This is a genomic window from Chitinophaga sedimenti (assembly GCF_023156195.1).
GTDB classification, from domain to species: Bacteria; Bacteroidota; Bacteroidia; order Chitinophagales; family Chitinophagaceae; genus Chitinophaga; species Chitinophaga sedimenti.
The window spans coordinates 3597003-3621460 of sequence record NZ_JAKUKA010000001.1 but is presented as its reverse complement, the minus strand read 5'-3'; the positions used below and the strand labels follow the sequence as shown (position 1 = coordinate 3621460).

The 24458-nt window shown below is 50.4% G+C and carries 34 protein-coding genes and 2 pseudogenes; 20 read left to right on the top strand and 16 right to left on the bottom strand.

The genetic code is table 11. The features are described from left to right. Positions 1–63: 63 nt before the first annotated feature. The 3 genes from MKQ70_RS20645 to MKQ70_RS39035 are packed head-to-tail and all read left to right on the top strand — an operon-like array spanning position 64 to position 1348. On the top strand, positions 64–546 hold the full coding sequence (locus MKQ70_RS20645; RefSeq protein ID WP_248074018.1) for a cupin domain-containing protein: 483 nt from the start codon (positions 64–66) through the stop codon (positions 544–546). Next, positions 510–827: a methyltransferase domain-containing protein gene (locus MKQ70_RS39040; protein WP_282456626.1), complete on the top strand. Its 318-nt coding sequence runs from the start codon at positions 510–512 to the stop codon at positions 825–827. Before MKQ70_RS20645 ends, MKQ70_RS39040 begins: the two co-directional genes overlap by 37 nt. Further along, entirely contained in the window at positions 824–1348 is a 525-nt protein-coding gene (locus tag MKQ70_RS39035) for a methyltransferase domain-containing protein (protein ID WP_282456625.1), read from the top strand. The genes MKQ70_RS39040 and MKQ70_RS39035 overlap by 4 nt, the downstream gene beginning before the upstream one ends. 48 nt (positions 1349–1396) lie before the next feature. Here MKQ70_RS39035 and MKQ70_RS20635 read toward each other — a convergent pair whose 3' ends face one another. Next, positions 1397–2716, bottom strand: a complete 1320-nt coding sequence (locus MKQ70_RS20635) for a DEAD/DEAH box helicase (RefSeq protein WP_248074016.1) — start codon at positions 2714–2716, stop codon at positions 1397–1399. 120 nt (positions 2717–2836) lie between these two features. Here MKQ70_RS20635 and MKQ70_RS20630 point away from each other — a divergent pair, with 120 nt between their 5' ends. The 3 genes from MKQ70_RS20630 to MKQ70_RS20620 all read left to right on the top strand — a co-directional run bounded on the left by MKQ70_RS20630 (position 2837) and on the right by MKQ70_RS20620 (position 4149). Next, complete coding sequence (locus tag MKQ70_RS20630) at positions 2837–3172, top strand: zinc ribbon domain-containing protein YjdM (protein WP_248074013.1); 336 nt, start codon at positions 2837–2839, stop codon at positions 3170–3172. A 270-nt stretch (positions 3173–3442) separates the two neighbouring features. Continuing rightward, on the top strand, positions 3443–3667 hold the full coding sequence (locus MKQ70_RS20625) for a hypothetical protein (protein ID WP_248074012.1): 225 nt from the start codon (positions 3443–3445) through the stop codon (positions 3665–3667). Positions 3668–3702: 35 nt separating this feature from the next. Next, on the top strand, positions 3703–4149 hold the full coding sequence (locus MKQ70_RS20620) for a hypothetical protein (protein ID WP_248074010.1): 447 nt from the start codon (positions 3703–3705) through the stop codon (positions 4147–4149). 55 nt (positions 4150–4204) lie between these two features. On the opposite strand, the gene MKQ70_RS20615 is transcribed toward MKQ70_RS20620, so the two are convergent. Next, positions 4205–4513 carry a hypothetical protein gene (locus tag MKQ70_RS20615; RefSeq protein WP_248074008.1) on the bottom strand — a complete coding sequence of 103 codons (309 nt, stop codon included), beginning with the start codon at positions 4511–4513 and terminating at the stop codon, positions 4205–4207. Then, on the bottom strand, positions 4473–4640 hold the full coding sequence (locus MKQ70_RS20610) for an SH3 domain-containing protein (protein WP_248074007.1): 168 nt from the start codon (positions 4638–4640) through the stop codon (positions 4473–4475). Before MKQ70_RS20610 ends, MKQ70_RS20615 begins: the two co-directional genes overlap by 41 nt. A gap of 275 nt (positions 4641–4915) precedes the next feature. Here MKQ70_RS20610 and MKQ70_RS20605 point away from each other — a divergent pair, with 275 nt between their 5' ends. From MKQ70_RS20605 to MKQ70_RS20555, 11 genes are all read left to right on the top strand, one after another. Beyond that, positions 4916–5398, top strand: coding sequence for a sigma-70 family RNA polymerase sigma factor (locus tag MKQ70_RS20605; protein ID WP_282457494.1), 483 nt, complete (start codon positions 4916–4918; stop codon positions 5396–5398). Positions 5399–5465: 67 nt separating this feature from the next. Beyond that, a complete protein-coding gene (locus MKQ70_RS20600; RefSeq protein WP_248074003.1) occupies positions 5466–6617 on the top strand; it encodes a FecR family protein in 1152 nt (383 codons plus the stop codon). A 223-nt stretch (positions 6618–6840) separates the two neighbouring features. Continuing rightward, positions 6841–7074, top strand: coding sequence for a hypothetical protein (locus MKQ70_RS20595; RefSeq protein ID WP_248074002.1), 234 nt, complete (start codon positions 6841–6843; stop codon positions 7072–7074). A gap of 20 nt (positions 7075–7094) precedes the next feature. Beyond that, positions 7095–10085, top strand: coding sequence for a SusC/RagA family TonB-linked outer membrane protein (locus MKQ70_RS20590; RefSeq protein WP_248074001.1), 2991 nt, complete (start codon positions 7095–7097; stop codon positions 10083–10085). Between the two features lie 52 nt (positions 10086–10137). Further along, positions 10138–10470 carry a hypothetical protein gene (locus MKQ70_RS20585; protein ID WP_248074000.1) on the top strand — a complete coding sequence of 111 codons (333 nt, stop codon included), beginning with the start codon at positions 10138–10140 and terminating at the stop codon, positions 10468–10470. Continuing rightward, complete coding sequence (locus MKQ70_RS20580; RefSeq protein ID WP_308199508.1) at positions 10458–11462, top strand: RagB/SusD family nutrient uptake outer membrane protein; 1005 nt, start codon at positions 10458–10460, stop codon at positions 11460–11462. Before MKQ70_RS20585 ends, MKQ70_RS20580 begins: the two co-directional genes overlap by 13 nt. Positions 11463–11474: 12 nt before the next feature. Then, entirely contained in the window at positions 11475–12410 is a 936-nt protein-coding gene (locus MKQ70_RS20575) for a tetratricopeptide repeat protein (RefSeq protein ID WP_248073999.1), read from the top strand. Further along, complete coding sequence (locus MKQ70_RS20570) at positions 12407–12904, top strand: TlpA family protein disulfide reductase (protein WP_248073998.1); 498 nt, start codon at positions 12407–12409, stop codon at positions 12902–12904. Before MKQ70_RS20575 ends, MKQ70_RS20570 begins: the two co-directional genes overlap by 4 nt. A gap of 301 nt (positions 12905–13205) precedes the next feature. Next, positions 13206–13604: a hypothetical protein gene (locus MKQ70_RS20565; RefSeq protein ID WP_248073997.1), complete on the top strand. Its 399-nt coding sequence runs from the start codon at positions 13206–13208 to the stop codon at positions 13602–13604. 51 nt (positions 13605–13655) lie between these two features. Then, positions 13656–13913, top strand: a complete 258-nt coding sequence (locus MKQ70_RS20560) for a YkgJ family cysteine cluster protein (protein ID WP_248073995.1) — start codon at positions 13656–13658, stop codon at positions 13911–13913. A 35-nt stretch (positions 13914–13948) separates the two neighbouring features. Further along, positions 13949–14155 carry a YkgJ family cysteine cluster protein gene (locus MKQ70_RS20555; RefSeq protein ID WP_248073993.1) on the top strand — a complete coding sequence of 69 codons (207 nt, stop codon included), beginning with the start codon at positions 13949–13951 and terminating at the stop codon, positions 14153–14155. Between the two features lie 186 nt (positions 14156–14341). Here MKQ70_RS20555 and MKQ70_RS20550 read toward each other — a convergent pair whose 3' ends face one another. From MKQ70_RS20550 to MKQ70_RS42470, 3 genes and pseudogenes are all read right to left on the bottom strand, one after another. Continuing rightward, the gene (locus MKQ70_RS20550) at positions 14342–15091 is read right to left on the bottom strand and encodes a nitrilase-related carbon-nitrogen hydrolase (RefSeq protein ID WP_248073991.1); all 750 of its coding nucleotides are present in this window, start codon (positions 15089–15091) and stop codon (positions 14342–14344) included. Between the two features lie 60 nt (positions 15092–15151). Next, positions 15152–15280: a helix-turn-helix transcriptional regulator gene (locus tag MKQ70_RS42475; RefSeq protein WP_372490128.1), complete on the bottom strand. Its 129-nt coding sequence runs from the start codon at positions 15278–15280 to the stop codon at positions 15152–15154. Positions 15281–15639: 359 nt separating this feature from the next. Continuing rightward, positions 15640–15927: pseudogene (locus MKQ70_RS42470) on the bottom strand (DUF6597 domain-containing transcriptional factor); the annotation flags it as partial. Between the two features lie 600 nt (positions 15928–16527). Between MKQ70_RS42470 and MKQ70_RS20540 the strand changes: the two are divergent. Further along, positions 16528–17079, top strand: a complete 552-nt coding sequence (locus MKQ70_RS20540; RefSeq protein WP_248073988.1) for a DUF2975 domain-containing protein — start codon at positions 16528–16530, stop codon at positions 17077–17079. Between the two features lie 3 nt (positions 17080–17082). Then, the gene (locus tag MKQ70_RS20535; RefSeq protein ID WP_248073986.1) at positions 17083–17292 is read left to right on the top strand and encodes a helix-turn-helix domain-containing protein; all 210 of its coding nucleotides are present in this window, start codon (positions 17083–17085) and stop codon (positions 17290–17292) included. A gap of 152 nt (positions 17293–17444) precedes the next feature. On the opposite strand, the gene MKQ70_RS20530 is transcribed toward MKQ70_RS20535, so the two are convergent. The 9 genes and pseudogenes from MKQ70_RS20530 to MKQ70_RS20490 all read right to left on the bottom strand — a co-directional run bounded on the left by MKQ70_RS20530 (position 17445) and on the right by MKQ70_RS20490 (position 23215). Next, positions 17445–17636 (bottom strand): hypothetical protein, encoded by a 192-nt coding sequence (locus tag MKQ70_RS20530; protein WP_248073984.1) that lies wholly within the window; start codon positions 17634–17636, stop codon positions 17445–17447. Positions 17637–17656: 20 nt separating this feature from the next. Beyond that, positions 17657–17998 carry a LysR substrate-binding domain-containing protein gene (locus MKQ70_RS39030; protein WP_282457492.1) on the bottom strand — a complete coding sequence of 114 codons (342 nt, stop codon included), beginning with the start codon at positions 17996–17998 and terminating at the stop codon, positions 17657–17659. Between the two features lie 37 nt (positions 17999–18035). Then, a complete protein-coding gene (locus tag MKQ70_RS39025) occupies positions 18036–18599 on the bottom strand; it encodes a LysR family transcriptional regulator (RefSeq protein WP_282456624.1) in 564 nt (187 codons plus the stop codon). An 11-nt stretch (positions 18600–18610) separates the two neighbouring features. After that, a pseudogene (xth, locus tag MKQ70_RS20520) lies at positions 18611–19380 on the bottom strand (exodeoxyribonuclease III). Between the two features lie 4 nt (positions 19381–19384). Beyond that, positions 19385–19558: an O-methyltransferase gene (locus tag MKQ70_RS20510; RefSeq protein WP_248073980.1), complete on the bottom strand. Its 174-nt coding sequence runs from the start codon at positions 19556–19558 to the stop codon at positions 19385–19387. 2 nt (positions 19559–19560) lie between these two features. Beyond that, positions 19561–19959: an O-methyltransferase gene (locus MKQ70_RS20505; protein WP_248073978.1), complete on the bottom strand. Its 399-nt coding sequence runs from the start codon at positions 19957–19959 to the stop codon at positions 19561–19563. A gap of 146 nt (positions 19960–20105) precedes the next feature. Beyond that, positions 20106–20642, bottom strand: coding sequence for a pyridoxamine 5'-phosphate oxidase family protein (locus MKQ70_RS20500; protein ID WP_248073976.1), 537 nt, complete (start codon positions 20640–20642; stop codon positions 20106–20108). 96 nt (positions 20643–20738) lie between these two features. Beyond that, positions 20739–22424 (bottom strand): CBM96 family carbohydrate-binding protein, encoded by a 1686-nt coding sequence (locus MKQ70_RS20495; protein WP_248073974.1) that lies wholly within the window; start codon positions 22422–22424, stop codon positions 20739–20741. Next, positions 22421–23215, bottom strand: a complete 795-nt coding sequence (locus MKQ70_RS20490) for a DNRLRE domain-containing protein (protein ID WP_248073972.1) — start codon at positions 23213–23215, stop codon at positions 22421–22423. The genes MKQ70_RS20495 and MKQ70_RS20490 overlap by 4 nt, the downstream gene beginning before the upstream one ends. 300 nt (positions 23216–23515) lie before the next feature. On the opposite strand from MKQ70_RS20490, the gene MKQ70_RS20485 reads away from it, so the two are divergent. Beyond that, the gene (locus MKQ70_RS20485; protein ID WP_248073970.1) at positions 23516–24286 is read left to right on the top strand and encodes an alpha/beta fold hydrolase; all 771 of its coding nucleotides are present in this window, start codon (positions 23516–23518) and stop codon (positions 24284–24286) included. Here the strand turns inward: MKQ70_RS20485 and MKQ70_RS20480 are convergent. Beyond that, the gene (locus MKQ70_RS20480; protein ID WP_248073968.1) at positions 24283–24429 is read right to left on the bottom strand and encodes a hypothetical protein; all 147 of its coding nucleotides are present in this window, start codon (positions 24427–24429) and stop codon (positions 24283–24285) included. The genes MKQ70_RS20485 and MKQ70_RS20480 overlap by 4 nt on opposite strands. Between the last annotated feature and the right edge of the window lie 29 nt (positions 24430–24458).

Genomic DNA, 24458 nt, shown 5'->3' with positions numbered 1-24458 from the left:
TCTTGATTTGAGACAATTTATTTGCACGCCTGCTTCCCTTTCTTTGCATTACAAAACCAGTATATGACAAATGAAGTGATCGATCTTGGCAACGGGCTGGAAATCCACTTTTGCCTCGATGCAGCGGATACGGGCGCGCAGTTCACCATGTTTAAGGTGGTGATTCATCCCAATGCCAAAGTACCTGCCGCACATTACCATGACAATTTCGACGAAACGTTGTTCGCCCTGAAGGGTACGCTCACCCTTACCGTCGACGACCAGGTGATGGAACTGCATCCCGGTGATTACTATTTTATCAAACGTGGACGCATACACAGTTTCACTAATTCCACCGATCAGATTGTAGAGATACTAGCCTATGCCAACCCTGGCGTTTTTACTTCCAATTACTTCAAAGACATCCTCAGCGTGCTGAAAGCCGGCGGTCCTCCCGACATGGCCAGGGTTGAAGGAAATTATGATCCAGCACGGACTGGTGCCTGTAGCCAACCACTAAAACGATTTCCATGCAAAAGATTGACATTGACATCTATCGTCAGATAAATAATGACGTGTACAAAGAACAGGGCGATATCTGGTGGCAACCGAACACCGTATTACACATCCTGAAAACTTCTGTAAATCCCTGGCGCGTAGGTTATGCCGCCAATGTACTCAAGCGGCTGAAAGTTGATCCGAAAGGCAAAGCCGCGCTGGAAGTGGGTTGCGGAGGAGGTATCTTAACAGAGGAAATTGCCCGTATGGGATTTGAGACTACAGGTATCGATCCTGCAGCCGAATCAATTACCACCGCCAGCAACCACGCAAAAGCGCGAGTGGCTTGAACATTCGGTACGAACAGGGCTCCGGAGAGAATTTGTCCTTCCCGGACAATTCCTTCGACGTGGTATTTTGCTGCGATGTACTGGAGCATGTAACGGACCTTCCTAAAGTAGTTGCCGAGATTTCCCGTGTGCTCAAGCCCGGAGGTGTATTTATCTATGATACGATCAACCGTACGTTCGTGAGTAAGCTGGTGGCCATTAAAATATGGCAGGAGTGGAAGCGTTGGGCATTTATGCCGCCTAATCTGCACGTATGGAAGATGTTCATCAAACCAAATGAAATCAAAGACGTATTACAGGCCAGTGGCTTTGAATGGCAGGAACATACCGGCTCTAGACCGAATGTGTCCATCCCCAAACTGCTGCGTTTCCTGAGAAAGCGTGTGAAAGGCGAATGGAACTTTACGGACCTGGGGCGTAACTTCTGGCTGGTGGAAGATAAAGACAAGAATATGCTGTATGCGGGACACGCGGTTAAAAAGCACCCCATCGGGAAACTCAGTTGCAATAAGGTAGTGTGACTGCAAAGGAAAAGGCTGACCGGGGAAATCCGGCCAGCCTTCTTGCGGCTACTTAGCAATAGTAATTTTCACCTTTTTATTTTTAATCTTTTCCGCTTGTATCAACTGTAAAGTTGCAGCAGCTTTAGATTTACGCACCGCTACAAAAGAGAAAAAGTCTTTCACCTCTATCATACCGATATCTTCTTTTTTCAGCTTTCCCTTATGCGAGAGGAAGCCTATGATATCTATCTTATTCACTTTGTCTTTCTTGCCCGCCGCAATAAACAGCGTAGTCCAATCCGGTTTGGCCGGTAATATGGCTGTTTCCGGCAAGCTGATCACATCCGGCTCCGTCGGAATAAATGAGGGTACCCGTTCATGCGAGTCCAGTATCAGGATGGCGGTACCGCTGGCATCCATCCGCGCGGTGCGGCCGTTGCGGTGGGTAAAGGTTTCGATGGTATGAGGAAGCTGGTAATGTATCACGTAGCGGATGTTGGGAATGTCCAGTCCGCGGGCGGCAAGGTCGGTGGTGACCAGGATGTTGGAGCTGCCGTTGCGGAATTTGCAGAGCGCTACATCCCGCTCCTGTTGTTCCATGGCGCCATGATAAAATACGTTCGGGATGCCTTCGTTTTTCAGGAAGTTACTTACCTGCTCCACAAATTCACGCTGATTACAGAAGATGATGGTGGAACGGTTGCCCAGTGCGCAGATCAGCCTGAACAGGGTTTCGGCTTTGCTGTCATCCGTGCTCAATACCATTTGTACGGCTAATGCGGGCGATTTTTCCCCTTTCAGAAAGTTAATCTCCGTGGGGTGCTGCATGCCAACAAATGGTGGGATTTCCAATGCTTCCGTGGCAGAAGTAAGGATTCGCTTCTTTAATGCAGGCAGAGAGCCGATGATGAAGGCCATTTCTTCTTCAAACCCTTCTTCGAGCGATTTGTCGAACTCGTCCAGCACCGTGGTTTCAATTTTAGCCGTATTGATATTGCTCCGGCGGATATGATCGGCCAGCCTGCCCGGCGTACCAACGATCAGCGCAGGCGCCTGTTTCAGGTTGTTTTCTTCGGTTTCCCGCAGGTGCCCGCCATAACAGCAGGTGATCTTGAACCCCGTTTTCATCTTTTTAAAAACCTGTTCTATCTGCAATGCCAGCTCCCGGGAAGGGACAATGATCATGGCCTGGCTTACGTGTTCGTTTTTCAGTAATTGTGCTACGGGCAACAGGAAAGCAAGTGTTTTACCGGAACCGGTGTCGGCCAGCAATACCACGTCATTCGTTGTATTGTTCGTGTCCAGCGATGCCTGCTGCATCTCGTTCAACGCCGCGATCTGTAAATGGGAAAGCGCGTCTGAGATTGAGAAAGAAGAATGATCCATCGGGCAAAAGTACGTCAAATCTTAGTCCCGTGTCTATTCCCGGTCATCCAATGTTCCATAACCGGACAAATGCCCCCTCTCCTGAAATAAAAGTTATCTTTGCGGCAAAAAAGACCAACAATGAGTGACTTAACACCATGCCCGCAGTGCAAATCAACCTTCACCTACGAGATAGAAACAGGCCTCGCCTGTCCCGAATGTGGGCATGAATGGAACCCGGCCGACAATAGTGCAGAGGATGCGCTGGTAGTGAAAGACAGCAATGGTAACATTTTGCAGAACGGCGATACGGTCGTTACGATTAAGAACCTGCCCGTGCGTGGCTCTTCACAAAGCATCAAGGCCGGTACAAAGGTGAAGAATATCCGCCTCGTGGATGGTGATCATAATATTGATTGTAAAATCGACGGATTTGGCGCCATGGCGCTTAAGTCGGAGTTCGTTAAGAAAGCATAAAAATAGAAAGAGGCTTACCGTTTCGGTAAGCCTCTTCTCTCTAAATATCGTTGAAAAGTAATTTTTTTGGAAGAAAAAATACTTGCATATTTGTATTGTTACCTCATGTACGTGATCTATTAAAACGAATAAAAAGAATAAATAAAAAGTGATCTATTGCTGAATGAAAGCAAATTTTTAAGGTAGTTGCCCATGTTAAATCATACGATCTGAAAAGACCGTTAAGGCTTCCTTATGTCCACTTGTTTTTTTACCCTAAAACATACCACCATGAAAAGACGCACCATGATGCGCGTAGTGATGCTACTGCCCGTAGCCCTGTTTTTGCTCTATGCCTGTTCCAAAGAATCCAATGAAACAACTGCTGTTTCGTTGCGTGCCGAAGAAGCCGTAAAGTGGTTTTCTGACACGTATTACAATGTTGAAAAAGTCCCTTCAGCGCCGCTAAAGTCAGTATTCAGGCCGATAAGGCCATCGTGGAAGGCGATGTTGTAAAAGTTCCTTTTAAGTTTATCAGCGGTCCTGCATGTATGGGAAAGCCCGCTGGGTACCTCACCATCAAACGCAGTGGCGATAAGCTGTCTGCAATCGCTGATTACTCCGCTGCGGTGGGTAACGGCGCGGTGTTAAACACGACCCTCGATCTGGCCACGTTTAAGTCTAAAAGTAACATTAACAAGTTCTCGGTAAAGGATTACCTGGCGCAGCTTGGCAGCAGTAAAACACAGCGCGTAAGTGATGAAACGTGCTGGGTGATCGACAATAATGTACACCTGCTGTTTACGTACCCGATAGAATGGGGCGAGGTGTACGATTTCGTAGTGGTTGCTTGTCCAAGCGGTACTTACTTTAATCCGGTAGCACAGTACTGCGATAATTATGAGAATATCCCCTGCGGTACGATCTCCACCTACCTCACGCATTTCTCCACCGCGAACGGTGATTTTTACATGTCTGGCATCTGGGTTCCGGTCTGATTGATCCGGGGCGCTATAAATAAGGAAGCCGCTGTCATCACAGCGGCTTCCTTATTTATTCTTTCACTGAAACTTTTCCGTCCCACCGGTATACCTCCCTGGAACGGCTCGTTTTCGTTTTAGGATTGCCTTGTTTATCTGTTTCTTCCAATACTTCCTCGCTCTCTGTCACTTTTACGATCTTTCCCGGTTGTCCGCCTGTGCCGCCATCGCCGTCTTCCCTGCCGGGTGTGGAACGATCAATGCCATAAAGGAAAGTTTCGCCGTTGCGGGTATAGCTGTCGAGAGCGAGCAGCCCTTTCCAGATGTAGGCTTCTTTGGCATCAGACAGGCGTACTTTTATCCAGGGGAGCTTCAAATCCACGGATGGTTTGTACGCCGGCGCTTTCGACAAGCGTCACTTTTGCGCCGGCAGAAAGCTGGCGTACAACAGCGCCTTTGGTGGAGGGTTGGTCCCGAACGTAAGCTGTGTCGGCAATAACAGTAAACACATCGCCGGGTGCTTTTTATATTGATAAAGAAAGAGTCCCTCCTGGGCAAAGAGCGTGATATGCAGGAATAACAGAGCAGGCAGTAACAACAGCTTTTTCATAAGTAGCGGCAAAGTTAATTCAAACCTATTTATATTTACACAGTAGTGAACAGCGTAATATCTATTGACAACTGATCGATCAAATATTGAAAGGGAGCTGCTGCTGCGCATCGCACAGGGCGACAGGGAAGCGTTTAGTGAGCTGTACCACCATTACTGGGATGAGCTTTTTCGCTGGCCGCTAACATGCTGCGCGGAGAGGAAGAAGCCGCTGATGTATTACAGGATGTATTTACCTCCATCTGGCAGCGCCGCGGCGAACTCGCCATTCAGGGTTCGGTGGCAGCTTACCTGCATACCAGCGTTCGTTACAAGGTGCGCGACTACATTGCCCGCAACATTACCCGCAGGGATTATTTATCACTTCTGACCGATACAGCCGTGCATGTGCTGCCGGCCACCTCGCAACTGCGCCTGGAGCTGAAGGAAGCCCAGGAAACCATACAATCTGCCATATCCCGGATGCCTGCCCGGGTGCGTGAAGCCTACCAGTACCGGCGCGAACAACACCTCAGTTACGCCGAAATCGCCGAACGGATGGGTACTTCTCCCGAAACGGCCCGCAAACAGGTACAAAAAGCCCTTGGTATCATTAAGGAATCCCTCGGATATACCGGTGTGGCCGTGATCATGGCCTTTTCCCACCTCATGAAATAATTTTTTCTTATCGCATACCCGGTTGGTCGGCGTTATCCGACTATACTATAACCACGTATGTAATTATATGAACGCAATGAAAGCGAAAGAATTGATCCTGCGCTATAACCAGGGACTTTGCACCGCGGAAGAAAAGCTGTTGGTGGAGGCCTGGGAAGCTGAGCTGGAGGCCAGCGGGGAAGCGTATGTAAACCTGTCGCGCTCGGGCGAACTGAAGCAACAGGTGCATGCGCGCCTGATAGCGCTGATAGACCGGGAAGAAGAGCCTGAAGCGGTAAGGCCGGTTCACCGCGTTCATTTTATGCGCAGGTGGGGATGGGCGGCCGCCGTATTACTGCTGGCAGCAGGTATAGGCGGTGGACTGCTGTTAAAGAACAGGCAGCCGTCATCAACCGTGGCGAAGGAAACAGTTAAGGTAGATATTGCTCCCGGCAGACCAGGGGCGGTGTTGACACTGGCCGATGGTACGCAGGTGGAGCTGGACAGCATGGGTAACGGCATTATTGCTACGCAACAGGGCGCCGATGTGCGGCTCAATAACGGGCAGGTGCAGTACGACGATACAGCACCGGGAACCGGCAAAATGGTGTACAATACCATGACCACCCCACGCGGCCGCCAGTTCAGGATTACATTACCGGACGGCACAAAGGTGTGGCTGAACGCCGCCAGTTCGCTCCGCTTTCCGACCGCTTTCCTCGGTGCCGACCGTATGGTGGAGGTAACCGGAGAAGCGTATTTCGAAGTGGCGAAAGATGTAAACCGCCCGTTCAACGTGGTTGTTAATAATACGGCCACCGTGCACGTACTGGGTACGCATTTTAATGTCAATGCCTATGGCGATGAAGACGCCATTCGCACCACGCTGCTCGAAGGCAGCCTGGAAATGCAGCAGGGCGAACAGCGCGCATTATTAAAGCCCGGTCAGCAGGCGCAACTGGCCGCTGATGGCATAAAGGTGGCCGCAGAAGCGGATATCGATAAGGTGATGGCACGGAAGAACGGCATCTTCAACTTTGAAGGCGCCACGCTGCAGCAATTCCTGCTGCAGGTAGAAAGGTGGTACGATATCGATGTGGTGTACGAAAAGGGAATTCCCAGGGTGACATTCTGGGGTAAGATGACGAGAGATATTCCTTTATCGGGGCTTCTTGTCGTACTGGAGAAATCAAATGTGAAATTCAAACTGGAAGGAAGAAAACTGACCATTTTACCATAATAGGAACAAATCAGTTAATCATGAGCCATTAAAAGAAATCAACCATGTAGAAACAGGAGTGCCGCCGTGGCTGCAACCCCGACGGCACATTCGATTGGAATCAAACGGTCTAGCCAACCATTTATTTAACAACCAAATTCGCTTGCAATTTATGCAAAAAAACTGCCACAGGCGGCAGGGGGACAATTGTGCCCGCCAGCGCCTTACCAAAATCTGGAGAGTAATGAAATGGACTACTTTTCTCTTAACTGTTTTATTTGTGCATACCTATGCCGCCGGCTCCGCACAAAACGTAACGATTACCGCCAGGGCAACCGGGTTAAAACAGGTTTTTTCGGCTGTTGAAAAGCAGACCGGTTATGTGTTTTTCGCTAATGAACTTTTCTTTAAAGAAACCAGGCCAGTCACCACAAAGGTGGAGAATATGCCGTTGTTCCAGTTCTGGACCAGCTGCTGAAAGATCAGCCGCTGGAGTACGTGGTGCAGGGTAAAACGATCATTCTTTCCTGGAAAAAGCTGTTGCCCGCAACGGCAGTGGTGGAAGCAGCGCCGGTGGCAGACAGCTTCATCGTCCGCGGTAAGGTAGTGGATGAAAGCGGTCGACCGGTACCGTCGGTATCCGTGGTGCTGCCCGGCACTCCTTTCGGTACGCTTACAGAAGGCGATGGTACCTATGTACTGCGCAATGCAGAGAAGATCAGCGAAGTGGTGTTCTCGTATGTAGGTTATGAAACCGTGCGCGAGCGCCTCAATGGCCGCCAGCGTCTTAATATTACACTCAAACAAAGCGCAAGCGGTCTTGGTGAAACCGTCGTAATCGGTTACGGCACCACTACTAAAACACGCAACACCGGTAGCATCAGCTCCGTAAGTGCAGAAGAAATTGCGAAGCAACCCATCGCCAATCCACTGAACGCCTTGCAGGGCAGGGTAGCAGGCGCACTGGTAACGCAATCCAATGGTTTACCTGGTTCCAGGGTGACCATCGTGGTGCGCGGTCTGAACACACTGGATGCCACCGGCGCCGGTTCTCAGCCGTTGTATATCGTGGATGGTATTCCTTTTATGATACAAGACGGACAGACTCCCGTTACCAATGACCTGAATGGAAGGGGCGCTTATGGCGCGGCCGGAGGTGTGAGCCCGTTCAGTATTATCAATCCTGCGGAAATTGAGCGGATCGACATCCTGAAAGATGCCGATGCAACTGCTATTTACGGTACGCGTGGTGCAAATGGCGTCGTGCTTATCACCACTAAAAAAGGGAAAGCAGGCAAAACGAAAGTAGATGTAAACGTCTATCGCGGCGCTGGTACTGTAGGGCATTTCATCCCCATGATGAATAACCGCCAGTATCGCGACATGCGTTATGAAGGTTTCCGTAATGATGGCATTGTACCCACAGCGGCCAATGCCCCGGATCTGCTGGTATGGGATTCCACCAAAACCAACGACTGGCAGCGCAAATACCTGGGCGGTACCGCTAACACTACCGATGCACAGGTGACAGTTTCCGGTGGCGATAGCCGCACCCGGGTGCTTATGAACGCCGGTTATCATAAAGAAACGACCGTATTCCCCGGCGATTATGACGATTACCGCATTTCGGCCAGGACCAATATCGACCACAATTCCCTCGATCAGAAGTTTAACGCCAATATATCTGCTAACTATTCCTACGGTGTAAGCGATATGCCGACCCAGGACTTCAGCACGATTTATAATTTCCCTGCCAATCTGCCGCTGTACGATTCTACTGGTAAACTTGCCTGGGTAGGTAACTTCCGTAACCCGGAGTCTTACAGGCTGCAGAAGTATATCGCTAAAACGCATAACCTGATGGCCAATGCCATGTTGCGTTACACGATTTTCCGCGGACTGGATATTAAAACCAGTTTCGGATACAACAATATCACCATGGACCAGAACATGCAACTGCCGGCATTATCTAAAAGCCCGCTTTCCGGCGTTCCTACCAATTCGGCCCAGTTTACTAATCTCGCACAACGCTCCTATATACTGGAACCGCAGATCACGTATAATGGCAATATCGGTAAAGGCCGGCTGTCGGCTTTATTGGGTTCTACCTTCCAGCATAGTTTAAATACTTCGCTGCGGCAGGATGCGGATAATTACAGCACACCGCTGCTGCTGGGCGCACTGGCCGGTGCGGGCACTTATGGCACGCCGGCAACCAGCTACACCCTGTACCGCTACACCTCGGTGTTCGGCCGTGCTACTTACGACTGGGATTCGCGCTACATCCTGAACGCCGTGGTACGCCGCGATGGTTCTTCCCGTTTCGGACCGGATAGACGCTTCGGTAACTTCTGGTCTTTTGGTGCTGCCTGGGTATTTTCCGGTGAAGAATTTTCAAAATCTCTCCCCTGGTTATCTTTTGGTAAGTTAAGAGCCAGCTACGGTTTAACGGGGAATGACCAGATTGGCGACTACCTGTACCGCACATTGTACACCGCATCAAACTCCTACCAGAACGGTGCCGCGGTTTCGCCAAACAGGATTAACAATCCTACGTTGCAGTGGCAGAATACCTATAAAACAGAGGTGGGACTGGAGCTTGGTTTCCTGCGTAACAACATACAGGTGACGGCTAACTACTATCACAACCGCACGCCGAACCAGCTGGGCTTCCTGACTATGGCTACGCAGGCGGGTTTCAACTCCTACAGCGCCAACTTTGACGCACTGATCCAGAATACCGGTTTTGAACTGGAGCTGAATACGGTGAACATCCGCACGGAGAAGTTCCGCTGGACTACCGCCTTCAACATCACCGTGCCGAGAACGAAGGTGGTGCGGGCAAGCAAAAGTTATTTCTTCTATAATGATAAAGCCATTGGCCAGCAGCTCAGTTACGCGATGCGCTTTAAATACATGGGAGTAGATCCGCAAACCGGCCGGCCACTTTACGCTGATATGACGAAAGACAGCCTGACCTTTACGCCGAACTTCAGCGCCGACAGGCATGTTGCGGGGTATACCGCGCCGAAAGCCTATGGTGGTTTGAACAATACTTTCTCTTATCAGCACTTCGACCTGAGCTTCTTCCTGCACTTCTCGTTCCAAGACGGCAACGTGCTGCCGACTGCCGCACCGGGTGCGCTGGCAAGCGGCAATGTACCCACGTACTGGCTCGATCGTTGGCAGCAGGCGGGTGACAAAACAAGTGTGCCGCGTTATTCTTCCGCGACGACTATCTACTCATCATGGTCTTCTTCGGATGCGATATTCGGAAACACCTCTTTCCTGCGCCTGCGCAACGTAAATGTGGGATACAGGCTGCCTTCGGAATGGGCGAAGAAGATTAAGACAGATAATCTGCGTGTATACCTGCAGGGACAAAATCTTGCCTGGATATCCAAACAGAAATATGTGTACGATCCCGAAACCGGTACCAGCATGCCACCGCTTCGTGTGATCACCGTGGGTCTTAATGTAACACTCTAAAATTGAACAGTATGAAAGTCAACATAAAAACCTTTGCGGCGGATTTGCTTTCATGGCGGTATTAACCGGTATGACTTCCTGCGCAAAATTCATCGATATTAATACGCCGCCGAATGCGGTGGGTTCCGACAATGCCTATAGCGATTCTTCTACCGCGACCAGCGTGGTGTTGGGTATTTACAGCGGTCTGGGTACGGGCAACGGATCGATCTATTTTAATAATGTGAAGTACAATGCGATGAGTGCGGATGAAGGGTACTACGTATCCAACACATCGTTCGATAACTTTAAGAACAATACCCTCGCGGCCGGCAACGATGCCAATTCGCTGTACAATGGCTTGTTCTCGCGTGTGGGCAGAGCGAATTCGCGATCGAAGGACTGACCGCGACGACAGGGCTCACATCCTCCTTAAAGAACCAGCTGCTCGGTGAATCCAAGTTCCTGCGCGCATGGCTATATTTTCAACTGACCAACTTTTTTGGTAAAGTACCGTTGGTAACTACCACGGATGCGATCAATAATAGTAAGCTACCCCGTAATGAAGTGGCGGATGTGTACGCACAGATTATTACCGATCTGAAAGACGCCAAACAGCTGCTCCGTCCCGCATACCCCTCTGCCGAAAGAGGACGCGCCAACCGTTATGTAGCCTCCGCGCTGCTGGCCAAAGTATATCTTTACCAGAAAGATTGGGCCAATGCAGAAGCCGAAGCGACGGATGTGATCGGCAGCGGTACTTACAGCATTGTGACGAACCTGAATAACGTGTTCCTGAGCACCAGCAACGAAACCATCTGGCAGATATCTTTGCAGGGCAATACCAACCAGGCAGCCATCCCGGCCATCGAGTTTGTGCCGGCAGCCACCACGCCTACTTTTGTATTGTACGATACACTGGCCAACACGTTCGAAGCAAACGACCAGCGTAAAGTAAACTGGACAAAGGCTATCACCTGGCAGGGTAAAGAATACCGCTATCCGTTTAAATACAAAGTGCGCCAGACGACTGCGGGTACCGAATACCCGATCGTGTTCCGCCTGTCCGAAATGTATTTGATCCGTGCAGAAGCCCGTGCGAATCAAAATAAAACAGAAGATGGTATAGGAGATATCAACCAGGTACGCGGCCGCGCGCAGATTGGTCTGTTGCCGCTGACAACGGCCAAAGAGGCACTGCTCGCCGCGGTAGAACATGAGCGTTGGGTAGAATTGTTTACCGAAGCCGACAGGTGGTTTAACCTGAAGCGACTGGACAGGGCTAATGCTGTACTGAGCCTGATCAAACCAGCCTGGAAGCCGTTCCAGCAACTGTACCCGATTCCACAACAGGAGCGTAATGCTAACCCGATACTGGGAGATAACCCGGAATACTAAAACCAATCAAACATGAAGAAATTGATCACTGCCTGCCTGTTGCTCGCCACCACCTGTGCGGTGGCGCAACAGGGTGGCCGACCACCCAGGGATCCGCGACTGGATTCACTCTTAACAGAAAAAGATCCGGCAGCGCTGCAACAGCGTATTATCAAGCTCGAAAAAGGCAACGAAGACGATCTTGGCGTGTTGCTGCAATACTATAATCAAAAGGACGAAGGAGCTGCCGATTCGCTGTTCGAAGCGATTATCAAACAATATCCCCTTGGTAAGTTTGCGGCCGTCGACCGGCAAAATAAAATCTACCAGGGTAAAACCGGTAAGGAACAGGAAGCCATGGCAGCCAGCTTTCAGAAGGATTTTCCCGGGAAGGATTACGACATGATTTATTATTCTGTTGCCAACGCTTACGTGGTGGAGAAAAATACGAAGAAGTCGCTGGAATATTTGAAGAAGATAAAACAGCAGTCGAGCCGCCTGATGAGCGTGCAAATTATCGCAGGTCAGCTGATGGCCTATGATCCAAAATCTGCCGAAGCGCTGGTGAAACAGGAACTGGATAATGCCCGTTCACTGGCGAAAAATCCCGATCCTGGCCGCGCCGGTGACCGCCTGGCTAATCCCCGTGCTGATTACTACCGCTTCCTTAACTTATATGCACAGATTTTGCAACAGCAGAAGAATTACACGGATGCGTTGAAGTACACGAAAGAAGTATACGACAGCACTAAAAATAAATCACAGGAGCTGAAACGCGACTATGGTTTCCTCCTGAGTAAAAGTGGTCAGTATAAAGAGGCATTCCCATTAATGGACAGCATTGTCCGGGATGGTAAAGGTGATGCGGAATTGAAACGCGAACTGGGGATTGCATATGAAAAACTGAATCCCGGCAAAAAGGAACCGAATACCTTGCGCAGCTGCAGGCCAACCTGGCAGAAAGGATGAAGAAAGAGGTGGCAAAAATGCTGATCAGCGAGGCAGCTCCGGCTTTCTCGGTGAAAGATGTAAAAGGCAACACCGTATCGCTGGCCGACTTCAAAGGCAAAGTGATCGTCCTGGATTTCTGGGCAACCTGGTGTGGCCCCTGTAAGAAATCGTTCCCTGCCATGCAGCGTGCGGTAGATAAATACAGCAAAGACCCGAACGTGAAATTCCTGTTTATCCATACGTGGGAGCGCAGCGAAACACCGCAGCGCGATGCACAGGAATACCTGTCGCAGAACAAATACCGCTTCGACCTTTACATGGATACGAAAGATGCGGCTACCCGTAAAAATAATGCGGTATCTGCCTTTGGTGTGAAAGGTATTCCGGCGAAATTTGTGATCGATGCGGAAGGAAATATCCGGTTTAGGATGACAGGATTTTCTGGTGGAGACGATGTAGCGGTAGAGGAGTTGTCGGCGATGATAGAGCTGGCGGCGAAAAAAGCATCTTAGTCACTATCTGACTGAGTCCGGATGAAAAAGAGTTGTTTACGCTACTTCCGTTGTTACTGTCGGCTTTGCCGCAGCAGGCCTGGATATCGGAGATTCCCCTCCGGTAATTACCGTGGTGAAGTGACTCAGGGGGCGACAAAGTAATGGCGGAAGATGTCCGTAAGAAGGCGGATAGTAAATAATATTCGTATAGATAAGGAAAGCCTTCAGCGGTAGCTGAAGGCTTTCCTTATAGCCTCCGTGTGGTAGCCGATGGATCACATCTGTAAATTGTCTATATTGCCGGACAGCCGATCATAATATGAAACTCGTTGGTTTTATAAAAGAATATGATAACATAGAAGATGCGCTTCCATTCCATCAGATGGTGTATGGAAGCAGATTACATCCCGGGGTAGTAAGAGATAGATTGAATAGGTACATGTCTGCCGGACAAAAGGTCTTCTCGTGGATGAGTTTTTGCTCCGACCTGGAAACAGGCGAGTCTATTTGCCCTAATGCTTATTATACGGACGGCGTTTGGGTATGGCCGGCTTATTTCAAATACTATCTCGAAATAAGTAATTCAATATATATAGCCCCGGAGTTTCTAACGTATCTGGAAAATAGAGATTTCATGTTTGAAGCGCCGGACGAGTTTGGGCCGGTTGTCGCTAATATTCAACAACAACTTTTACGGTATCTTACGGCGCAGCAGTGAGACTATGCGCTATAAGATGATCATCCCGCCATAAACCCCTACCTTTACACCTTGGAACTCAAACATCAACTCACCGAAATAGCCGCCGTAGCGCAGGAAAAGGAAGCCGAAAACGACGCCTTCAGGGCCTTCCTGAAATCACAGCCTTCTGATGATATAGATGTGCTCGTACAGGAGCTCGATGCCGTGATTACGCCCCAGATAGACTGTACTGCCTGCGGTAACTGCTGCAACTCCCTCATGGTGCAGGTGCTGCCATATGAGTTAACCCGGCTGGCCAACCACCGGATCAACCCGAAGCTGAAGTAAAAGCACGTTATATAGAAACCGGCGGGAGTGACAGTATGATGCTCATGAATCAAATTCCCTGTCATTTCCTGAAAGATAAATGCTGCACGATCTACGAGCAGCGTTTCGAGGATTGTCGCGTGTTTCCGGGTTTGCACCTGCCACAGTTTACCAATCGTTTATTTTCGATGTTCGCGCAGTATGATCGTTGCCCGATTATATTTAACGTGATGGAGGAGATGAAGGTGCGGTTGAATTTTTGAGCCACGCCACCTGCTGTTCCGAACGATGCGCCGCTCCAATAATATCACTATACAACTCCGGTCTCCGCGCATTCCGATAGCGCCGTCCACCTGCCCATTCCAGCTTTTCAGGCGTCAGTAAAGCAATGCTGATATCATCGCCTAACGCCCTGCACTCGGCGATTACATCCCCAAAGGGATCCAGGATCATGGAGCAGCCGTTTTTAATTGATCATCATCCATACCGATCGGGTTGGAAAATACCGCATATACACCATTGTCGTAAGCACGTGCGGGAAGCCATTTCATGAGCCAGCTGCGGCCTTTTAATCCGTCGAATTCCGCGCGTAAAGAGGTGGGATCGGCTTCCCGGTTATGCCATAGCGCTTCGTCCACGAAACCAGCGCCGGGACGGGGAGAAGGAGTGCACATGGTTACATGCGGCATGAAGATGATATCGGCGCCCAGCAGGGTGGTGGCGCGTACATTTTCGATCACGTTGTTGTCATAGCAAATAAGGATGCCGCATTTCCAGCCCAGTAATTCAAATACAACATAAGCATCGCCCGGCGTAAGGTGCGGGTTGATGAAAGGGTGCAGCTTGCGGTACTTCGCCAGCAGGCCGGTTTTATCTACGCATACATAGGCTTTGTAAAGGTGGCCGTCGTCGCCCAGTTCAAAGAGGCCTGCGAGGATGGCGATGTCCAGTTCCTGTGCAGTGCGGATGAGCGCTTGTACACTGGGGCCGTCGGGTATACGTTCGGCAACGGCGGTAAGTTGCGCTTTATCGAGGTGCCGTGCAAAGGTGTAACCGGTAACGGAACACTCATGAAACGCGATCGCCTGCGCACCCTGCATCTTCGCGGCGGCGGCCAGTTCACGGATCTTACTGAGATTATAGGCTTTGTCGTTGCTGCGGTTTTCGAATTGCGCAGTGGCTATTTTAATGGGGTGCATGTCTTTTTAAAGGCAAAATTAGGCGCTGCCTTAACCGGCGTATTGTACAAAACCGACAAATTATAATTGCAGGAAATTCAGCGCCAGGGGATGTGCGATGGTGTGATATTGCGAGGGCGTAATACCTGCATACTTTTTAAACGTGCGGATGCAGTGCGCCTGGTCGAAGTAACCGCTTTCGCAGGCGATGCCGGCCAGGCTGTCCTTTTTAATTGCAGCCTTTTCGCGGCTGCGTTCATCTTCACGATCTCCGCATATCGTTTCGGGCCGATGCCCACGTGCTGTTTAAACTTCCGCTCCAGCGTGCGTTCGGTCACATGCAGGGATGATAGTAAATCTTTTATGGTAAGCTGCCCATCCCGCTGGAATATACTTTTTACAGCTTCCCTAACAGTGGCGTCGTTGTCCGAAAAGACAGCCAACTCCTGCAAAAGAAACTGATTAAGCAAAGATATTTGCGCCGTCAGTTGCCCGGCTTCATATAATTGCTCCGTAATATCCTGTAACCGCCGGCCAAAGAAATCTTCCGCAGGAAAAAACTGATTGGTCAGCTCGTAAGCGGGCACACGCCACAATTGGTGCGCGCCATAAGGCTGCAATACCACGATGATCCACTGCATGTTGCCGGTGATCGCAAGGTCATAAAACGTTTCCACCTGTCCGTACAGCCAGGCGCCGCGTTCCTGTCCGCCCAATTTCGCCTGCGCCAGGTTGAACACCAAACCGGTATTGCCGTCCGCAAACAGCCGGTGCCGGCCGTTCGTAACGGCCGGACCACTTAACACGAGGTAGTGTTTAACCAGGTGTGTTAATGCCGGGTGCGGTTTAATCTGCATGCTCCTGCAATTTACGCAAAAGCCCCTGGTCATCCTATATGGATCCTATATGCTTCCTATATGCTCATTCGCTGAAACCCTCGCTGGGCGGGTAGGGGGATATAGGAAGTATATAGGATCCATATACCTTCCTTAGAAGATGTTTCAATTCCAGTTATATACGAATCTCAATATAATTAACATGAGTTGTATTCCTTTCTGGTAAAGGGTTACAGCGCAAAGAGGCAACGTTCGGACCGGAAAACAGGGGGCGGTCCGGGGTTTATGCAGCTTCGGTCCTTTGTTCCCAAAATCGGTATTTCACGACCGTATCTTCGCAAAGTTGGTGGTAAAAAGGACACCCAAAAAAGCAATGGAGCGTTTGCTCCGGCTTTATGCGACCGTTGAAAAACGCTCCAATAAAGCCCGTTGCTATCAGTTCTTTGACATATTGGTGAATAAAAAGAGGATAAAAGCAATAAAAGGTAAGGGGGATGGCGCCCCCTCTTACCTTCTTTCAGGCTTACAATATAAATTTTCCTTTCCTCAATATAATTTTATTGTTTTTCGATAAATATTTATTTATCTTTGAGTCATCAACCTCAAATAAATACATTGTTTATGGAAATTAAAATCACGACAAAGCAGATACTCATCGTATTACACATCATCTCCTGGATCATCTTTGTAGGTGTTAGTATTGATGCAGGCGGTATTATCGTCAGCACCATCCGTTCACTGGCATTTAACCCGGATGCCGCGAAGGATTTCTGGCAGGGAATTGATCTTTCTCACCTGCTGCAATACGACCGGGGACAGTTTATCGTACAGGCCTCGCTGATGGCTATTGTCGCCATGTTGAAGGCTACGTTGTTTTACCAGATCGTGATGCTGCTGTATAACAAGAAACTCGATATGGCACAGCCTTTTAACAGCGATCTGATACGTTTTATTTCGTTCACTGTGTACCTGGCTGCTGCTATAGGTTTCTTTTCCATCTGGGCAGGCAGGTATGTGCAATGGCTGGCCAAACAGGGGGTAAGTGCCGGATGTACAACGCATGCACGTAGGGGTGCGGACGTGTGGCTTTTCATGGGCGTGGTGCTGCTGATCATCGGACAAATCTTTAAAAGAGGCGCCGAAATGCAATCTGAAAACGAATTAACAGTATAACATATGGCTATTATTGTAAACCTGGATGTGATGATGGCCAAACGTAAAATATCATTGAACGAACTGTCGGAAAAGGTGGGATTAACGTTGGCCAACCTGTCCATCTTAAAAACCGGCAAAGCAAAAGCGATACGATTCAGTACGCTGGAGGCTATTTGCAAGGCGCTGGATTGCCAGCCGGCAGATATTTTAGAATACCGGGACGAGGAGTAATTTACCGCCATTCATTAAACCGTAACCGGGGAAGTCGCTGCTTTGCAGCGGCTTTTTTATAAAACAAGGGCCGTCGTCGTAACAACAGCCCCTTTAATTTTGCACGACCCAATGGTAAACTGGTCGCGGCGATATATTGAAGTGGAATAAAATCAGGGAATCGACACCACCGCGGTAGTGTCAGCTTTGCCCACGGGGGCCGCGGCCGGCTGGTCGCGCTGACCGGCGTAAATGCTGCCAATGATGATCAGGGTAATGGCCGTTGCGATACGCAGGTAGTTAGCCAGGCGGTTGGCCCGGAGGAATACCTGGTCGGCATATGTTCTATCCAGCTTCGTTTCCATGACTCAAATGTACAATAGCGTTACGCCACTACCTCATGAATCATGGTGATGTACGATAACCTGAAGTTATCAGAGACGCTTTTAGACGTCATGAACTTCATCAGCATATCGGGTAATTGTCCGCTGTCGCCCTGCTGGGTAATGAAATAAAAGGTTCTTGGAATGTTGAAGTCTTTGATGTCGATCACCTGCAGTTCCTTGTGCTCCAATTCTTTTAAGATAGAGTGAATGGAGAGGAACGCGAAGGCGGACGAGTGACGCAGGTAGGTTTTAATGCTTTCGATGCTGGATAGCACCATTTCCACTTGTAGCTGGGAGAATTTTACGCCGGCCTTTTTGAGTGCGGCAATCATCACTTCCAGCGAGCCGGAACCGGGTTCGCGTACGATGAGCGGAAGTTTAGGCAGGTCTTTTAAGGGAAATGCGCCTTTTTTTTACCGAACGGTTGTGCATGCTGGTGCAGAGCACCATTTCATCTTCCAGGAACGCCGTGTATTTCAGGTGTTGCCGCCTGGACTGACCTTCAATAATGCCGAGGTCAATTTTATTGTCCGCCAGCAGGCGTTCTATCTGTTCGGTGTTATGGGTAACAAGTTCGATGTTTACTTCTGGGAACTTCTGTTTATAGGCGGCAAGGTGGGCTGGTAGTACGTATTGCGCTACGGTTGTGCTGGCGCCGAGGCGCAGCGTGCCTTTCAGGTTTTCGCTTACGGCCGATAGATCCAGGTCGATGTCGCGGTAAATCTTGAACAGTTCTTCGGTATGTTTAAACAATAACTCACCGGTGGCGGTCAGCTTTATTTTGGTGCCGTTGCGTTCAAATAATTTGGTTTGATAGGCAGCCTCTATCTCGTGAATATGTTTGGTAACGGCAGGTTGCGTAATAAACAACTCCTCGGCCGCCCGCGTAAAATTCAGGCGCAGGGCCACGGTATGAAATACTTTTAATCGAAAATCGAACATGTTATAATTGGTTACGCGATCTTAATCCACACCGGGGCATGATCGCTCGTTTTTTCCCAGCCGCGTACAAATGTATCCACACCGCCGGCTTTCAGTCTGCCTGCCAGCTTTTCATTCAGTAAGAAATGGTCGATGCGCAGCCCGGCATTCCGGCCAAACGCATTCCTGAAATAATCCCAGAAGGTATAAATCGTTTCGTTGGGATACAAGGTGCGCAGTGCATCCGTCCAGCCCTGGGCGGTTACACCGGCAAAGGCGGCGCGGGTTTCGGGACGGAACAGCGCGTCTTCCACCCATCTTTCGGGTTTGTATACATCCTGTTCGGTGGGCATCACGTTGTAATCGCCGCAAAGCACTACCGGGGTGTCGGAATGTACCAGTTTCGCCGCATGCTTCGTAAAACGCTGGAACCACTTCATTTTATAGTCGAACTTGGGACCGGGGGCAGGATTACCGTTCGGGAGGTACAGGCAGCCAACATGAATGCCGTTTACCATCGCCTCAATATACCTGCTGTGCAAATCTTCCGGGTCACCCGCCAGTCCGCGGCCTATTTCCTGTATGTCCAGGTTGCGCGCCAGGATGGCTACGCCGTTCCAGCTTTTTGTCCGTGCCAGATAGCGTTGTAACCCGCGTCGCGGATGGCCTGTTCCGGGAATTTTTCCTGCGGGGCTTTTAACTCCTGCAGGCATACCACGTCCGGCTTGGTTTCTTCCAGCCATTGGAGCAGTACGGGTAAGCGTCCGTTCACGCCGTTTACATTGTAAGTAGCTATTTTCATGTTGTCATTTTTTTACGCAGATAACAATGCCTGTCGCCCAGCACTGCCGGGTTACATGCAAATCATCCCGTTCGTCGAGCACCTCGAGCAGTTTGGTGGCCTTTTCCGCGTGTCCATCCGGCCAGTTGGGTTGTGGCAGCATGTCGTCAATGATGTACAGGCCGCCCGGTTCCAGCATGTTCAGGGCTTCGTCGAGCAGCAGGTACTTACCATGCCGGTATCTGCAAAAATAAAGTCGAATTTATCGGGCAAATGCTGTTGCAGCCATTCCCCGCCATCCGACAATACCAGTTGCAGCCGTTCGTCCGGCAGGTGTTCCCGGGCAATCCCCAGGAAAACAGCGTCATTGTCGATGGAAATGAGGGTGGACTTTGCATCCATCCCGCTGAGAATCCGGGCGGTAGACAGCCCCGTGCCGGTACCCAGCTCCGGGAATCTGCCCCCTGGCTTGCCCGCTGCCAGCGTGCGCAGCAGTGAACAGGTTTGGGGATCGGAGGCCATGGTAAAGCCGGATGCGCGCGTGGCTTCATCGATAGCCATATAGGCGGCGGGGTAGCGGGAGGTTACTGCATCAGTCATGAAATAAATGTACGCATTCTATCGGCTTTTACGTATAGGGCAAAGATGCCGGTTTACGGACCGGCAGCCCAACCAAATGACGTTTTTGTCGTTTTTGTGCAGTAAATGGCGCATTTGTCGCACGAAGTGAATGCGTAGTTCAGTGTTTATACCTTCAATTTCCCTTCAATCGAGTCATCCAGCGTTTTCCCGGTCATTGCCCCAACGATCTGTTTCGCAAAAGCTACGACCTGACCATGTTTGGTATCCCAGTAATACCCATCGCGCGGGCTCACCTTAATCACAGTAATCCGGGGATCGTTTTCGCCCTCTGTAAACCAGGTTTTCAGGATGGGATTCCACAGCGACTGGATCTTTTCCTTGTCCCGGGTGATAGTCGCATGGCCGTAAATGGTCATGAAATCGGAGTGCGCACTGCCCTGGAACAGCAACTGTACGTACGGATCGGCGTTAATGTGTTTGTTTTTGTGGCTGTCGGATGCGCTGAGGAACCAGATGTCGCCGGCCTCGTCTATTTCCTGCACCGCCATTGGCCGTGTAGAAAACGCCCCGCTGCTGGTCAGTTGCGTGCAAAAGAAACAGCTTTGGGCTTTGTCACTCAATTCCTTCAGCTTTTTGATGGCCGCCTGTCCCTTTAAATCCTCATGATTCTCTTCAGGCTGCTGTTTGTTAATGCTGTCCATGGTGTATGATTTTAAAACACCGCGTGTAAAATCATGCCAAACAAAAGAGCGGCCCCCATTGCCGGAAGCCGCTCATCCACCAAAAAACAAAACGGGTTAATGCACAACGGATATCTTGAAAACAGGCTGGCTGCCTTTTTCCATTTTGAGGTAATAGATACCCGCCGGCAAATGCCGCACATTGATCTCGTTATTGCCATTTTTATCCAGCATCACCTGCAACACCGGTTTGCCATTACCATCGAACAAGACCGCTTTACCTGTTTCCGCGGAACGTACATAGGTCACGGAACGTGCCGGGTTGGGGTAGATCGTGGTTTTCGCCGCCGGCGTTACCCGCGGCGCCATGGCAACCGGCGCGGAAAGCAAACTGCTGCCTTCTGTCAATATCAACGACGGCCGGTTACCCGCACTGGCCTCGCTGCTCGCAAAGCTGAGGTCGGAAGTGCCGGCGCCCGATCCGGTATAAATACCGGAAATATGAATGGTAATCGCCGAATCGCCCGCCTGTATGCGGCTCAGTAGCCTGTCGCGGCTCAGGTCAAAAACCATCCAGCCACCACCATAATAGTAGTTGGCATACAGCGAATCAACGTGACTGCTGTCCGCGATGTACCCGTTCCAGGTAAGCGGTGTGCCGCTGTTTTCCCAGTCGTTCTTTTTCAGCCAGCGCGCATACAATTTGGTGCCGCCGGCGCCGGAGTTAACGCTGTTTACTTTAACGGCGAGCTTCACAGAGGTAACATTCGCCAATGTGCCGCCATATTGCGATAAACGGAATTTGAGGAACATCTCCCTGGCAAAACCATTTGCGGGATCCGGTTTTACCGTCATAGAAGAATCGGTGCCATAGTTGGTCGCCGCGTAACTGCCATTGCGGATGTACGTATCGGCCACCGGCGTTAAGCCCGCGGGCCGCGTCATCGGTTGAAAGTTGATGTCGATTACCGGGAGATTATTCGCGAAGTAGTAGGGGAAGGTGATGTCCTTAGACGACCCGTTCGTAAACAGGAAACGCAAGCGAAGGGTGTATGTACTGTACTTCTTCCAGAACTCGGCCACCGGCATGCTCACATAAAAGCTATCGGTACCTGCGAGATTCGTTACCCAGCCCACCTGGTCGTAGTTGGCGCCATCGTCGTCCTGGTCGTTATAGGCCAGTATCGAACTTACGGATTTTGTAGCGCTGTAACGCCCGCTCAGTACAATGTTGCCACCAGAATAGGCGGAGTGGAAGGAGGTAAAGGAGGCCGTGCCGCCGCCATATAAATCAGTGATCGTATCCTCGCTGCGGAACGTTTCCGATACATGGAGCGTCGCACATTCCACCGCGGTGAGGAACGTGGGCGAATCCATGTAAGTCGTGTTCCCACTGCCCATTAATGCAGTGCCCATTGCCGGATTGGCTTTCTCAGATACTTTTTCTTTGTCGTGCGGCAGGTTCAACCCGTGTCCCAACTCGTGCACCAATCCACCGATGTAGTTGGAAGTGCCGGTGTAATTGGTGTCAATATTGATATTGTCGAGCGCGAAGCAATAGCGCCCCAGGCCATAGAAAGGATTGTAACCGGTTTCAGGCAAAATTACCAGGTAGTGCGAGCTGGTTTTTTCTTCGGGATGCGCAGCATAGTACGCGTTAATTTCCGGGATGATCAGCGAGCCGCCGCCATCGTAAGGGTAATGTGTTTTGTCGTACAAACCGTTGATGATCGTGAGTTTTACCATTCCATTGGGTTCTTTGTTCAACCCAAATGTTTCACCGGTATACCCCCAGTAATTCATCCATTTGCGATAAAGTTCTGTGCCGCCAGCATAATGCCGTTCAGGCGTTGGCGGTAGTTCGCCACCGTGTCCACATCTGTCGGTAAAAAATAGATCAGGTTTAAGTTGTGCTTGCGCGACTCCACCTCCGGCAGGGCAGGAGCGGAGCCCAGGTGATAGTGCACGGTGAGCTTCGGGCGCAGACTGTCTACGCTCCATTCGCGGCTATAGGCCGACGTGTTGGCCGCGGTATTCAGTCGCGTATACAATGCCAGTGAAAACTTCGTCCCGGCCGAACGCGCCGTGTTAAAAGCACCCGCCAGGCCGTTCCATTTAGCGCGGTAGGGCGTGGCCTCTGAAATGGTACCGGTTGGTTTGGTCACGGCGCTCAGTGTGTCCGGTCCAAATGCCGGTTTGTTGTTCCAGTTAATGCCGGTTTCGGACCAGGTGGTATCCGCCACTCTTAACAGGTGCCATACGTGCCCGGTACCCGACTGCGAAAAATACACCGAAGCGCCCAGCGATACGGAGTCCACCACGGCATTGGCGGGTAAAGCAAGATCGTTGATGTCGAACTTAAGATAGGTGACCAGGTTGTAAACAGAAGTACTGCCCGTTTGCGAATACCGGAAGCGTAATTGCGTGGAAGTACCATAGTTCGTATAACGGCCGCTGTCTGCCGTATTGCTGTTTACATAGGAATCTGCGATCGCGGTGGTCACTTTTGTGTAGGACTGCGCCTTACAATAAGTGCCCGTTACCAATAGCAGGGCTACAAGCCGTAGCTTTCGTAATACCAATTGTGTTTGCATGTAATGTATATTAGGGTTGTGGAAAAGATTTTGGTATCTGGAAATTAGAGAAAGGCCACTGCTATTCATAACAGTCGCCCGAAAGCTCTGCCTCCCTTTGCAGCTTTCATTTCGATGTAAGTCGCTGACAGGCGATGGTTTATCCGCTTATTCCCGCTTTTACTCCAACGATGTATCAAAATCGCCGCCCGGATATATACAATAGAAGTCCCTCATTATCCATTGTCCGCCGTTGTGCGAAACGGTAGTTTTACAATATTGATTAACACCCTGTCTACACAACTTAATCTGTATTAAACCATGAGGAAAATTCTTATGAAAAGCAGGCATGGCCTGCTGCTGGCATTGTTATGCCTGTCGGTAAGCGCTTTGCAGGCGCAGGTGAAAAACATCGTGCTGGTGCATGGTTCATTTGCCAACGGCTCCGGCTGGGAGGGCGTATATAAAGCCCTCGTAAAAAAAGGTTACAACGTAAGTGTGGCAACAAATCCCAACCTCGGTTTTGAGGGCGATGTGGCAGCCGTTATGCGCACCATCGACCGCATCGAAGGGCCGGTATTGCTCGTGGGTCATTCCTATGGCGGCGCGGTGGTGACGGAAGCCGGTAACCACGAAAAGGTGAAAGGGCTGGTATATGTAGATGCCTTCGTACCGGCCGAAGGTGAAACCCTGGCGCAATTGCTGCAGTCTGGACCTCCTAACCCCGATTTTTCGGTACTGCCACCGGACGCCAACGGGTTTGTATGGTTCGACAGGGCGCGTTACCACGCTAATTTCTGCGCGGATTTGTCGAAGGAACTGGCCGCATTTATGGCGGATTCGCAGATTCCTATCAATGGCGCCGCGTTCGGGGCGTCGGTGAAACAGGCGGCCTGGAAAAGCAAAAAGTCCCGGTATGTGGTGGGTACGGAAGATAAAACGATCGTGCCGGACGGGCAGCGTGCCATGGCCAAACGTGCCGGCGCTACCATCACCGAGCTGAAAGGCAGCCACTGCGTGTTTATTTCCAAACCCGTGGAAGTGGCCAAAGTAATAGAGACGGCCGCCGCCGCGCTAAAAGTAATTTGTTAGGGACGGGGGTAACCGGCTGCGGCCGGCCCCTTTTCTTTCTCACTGCCCGGTTCGCCCGGCCCGCTTTTGTTAATCCGGATATCCCCCATACCGCCTACACGCTGTAGCGCCATCGCTTTGGGCAAAGCGGCAAAAAAGATCACAACATTGGTTTTATATTCGTAACTTATGA

Bases quoted from the DNA above. Each gene is read 5' to 3' on its own strand.
- MKQ70_RS20500 (WP_248073976.1), bottom strand. From the start codon at position 20,642: ATGGACAGCATTAACAAACAGCAGCCTGAAGAGAATCATGAGGATTTA.
- MKQ70_RS39025 (WP_282456624.1), bottom strand. From the start codon at position 18,599: ATGTTCGATTTTCGATTAAAAGTATTTCATACCGTGGCCCTGCGCCTG.
- MKQ70_RS20595 (WP_248074002.1), top strand. From the start codon at position 6,841: ATGAAATGGACTACTTTTCTCTTAACTGTTTTATTTGTGCATACCTAT.
- MKQ70_RS20625 (WP_248074012.1), top strand. From the start codon at position 3,443: ATGAAAAGACGCACCATGATGCGCGTAGTGATGCTACTGCCCGTAGCC.
- MKQ70_RS20630 (WP_248074013.1), top strand. From the start codon at position 2,837: ATGAGTGACTTAACACCATGCCCGCAGTGCAAATCAACCTTCACCTAC.
- MKQ70_RS20535 (WP_248073986.1), top strand. From the start codon at position 17,083: ATGGCTATTATTGTAAACCTGGATGTGATGATGGCCAAACGTAAAATA.
- MKQ70_RS20575 (WP_248073999.1), top strand. From the start codon at position 11,475: ATGAAGAAATTGATCACTGCCTGCCTGTTGCTCGCCACCACCTGTGCG.
- MKQ70_RS39040 (WP_282456626.1), top strand. From the start codon at position 510: ATGCAAAAGATTGACATTGACATCTATCGTCAGATAAATAATGACGTG.
- MKQ70_RS20485 (WP_248073970.1), top strand. From the start codon at position 23,516: ATGAGGAAAATTCTTATGAAAAGCAGGCATGGCCTGCTGCTGGCATTG.
- MKQ70_RS20540 (WP_248073988.1), top strand. From the start codon at position 16,528: ATGGAAATTAAAATCACGACAAAGCAGATACTCATCGTATTACACATC.
- MKQ70_RS20505 (WP_248073978.1), bottom strand. From the start codon at position 19,959: ATGACTGATGCAGTAACCTCCCGCTACCCCGCCGCCTATATGGCTATC.
- MKQ70_RS20555 (WP_248073993.1), top strand. From the start codon at position 13,949: ATGATGCTCATGAATCAAATTCCCTGTCATTTCCTGAAAGATAAATGC.
- MKQ70_RS20530 (WP_248073984.1), bottom strand. From the start codon at position 17,636: ATGGAAACGAAGCTGGATAGAACATATGCCGACCAGGTATTCCTCCGG.
- MKQ70_RS20510 (WP_248073980.1), bottom strand. From the start codon at position 19,558: ATGCTGGAACCGGGCGGCCTGTACATCATTGACGACATGCTGCCACAA.
- MKQ70_RS20550 (WP_248073991.1), bottom strand. From the start codon at position 15,091: ATGCACCCCATTAAAATAGCCACTGCGCAATTCGAAAACCGCAGCAAC.
- MKQ70_RS20585 (WP_248074000.1), top strand. From the start codon at position 10,138: ATGGCGGTATTAACCGGTATGACTTCCTGCGCAAAATTCATCGATATT.
- MKQ70_RS20600 (WP_248074003.1), top strand. From the start codon at position 5,466: ATGAACGCAATGAAAGCGAAAGAATTGATCCTGCGCTATAACCAGGGA.
- MKQ70_RS20495 (WP_248073974.1), bottom strand. From the start codon at position 22,424: ATGAATTACTGGGGGTATACCGGTGAAACATTTGGGTTGAACAAAGAA.
- MKQ70_RS20490 (WP_248073972.1), bottom strand. From the start codon at position 23,215: ATGCAAACACAATTGGTATTACGAAAGCTACGGCTTGTAGCCCTGCTA.
- MKQ70_RS20620 (WP_248074010.1), top strand. From the start codon at position 3,703: ATGGGAAAGCCCGCTGGGTACCTCACCATCAAACGCAGTGGCGATAAG.
- MKQ70_RS20570 (WP_248073998.1), top strand. From the start codon at position 12,407: ATGAAGAAAGAGGTGGCAAAAATGCTGATCAGCGAGGCAGCTCCGGCT.
- MKQ70_RS20635 (WP_248074016.1), bottom strand. From the start codon at position 2,716: ATGGATCATTCTTCTTTCTCAATCTCAGACGCGCTTTCCCATTTACAG.
- MKQ70_RS20645 (WP_248074018.1), top strand. From the start codon at position 64: ATGACAAATGAAGTGATCGATCTTGGCAACGGGCTGGAAATCCACTTT.
- MKQ70_RS20565 (WP_248073997.1), top strand. From the start codon at position 13,206: ATGAAACTCGTTGGTTTTATAAAAGAATATGATAACATAGAAGATGCG.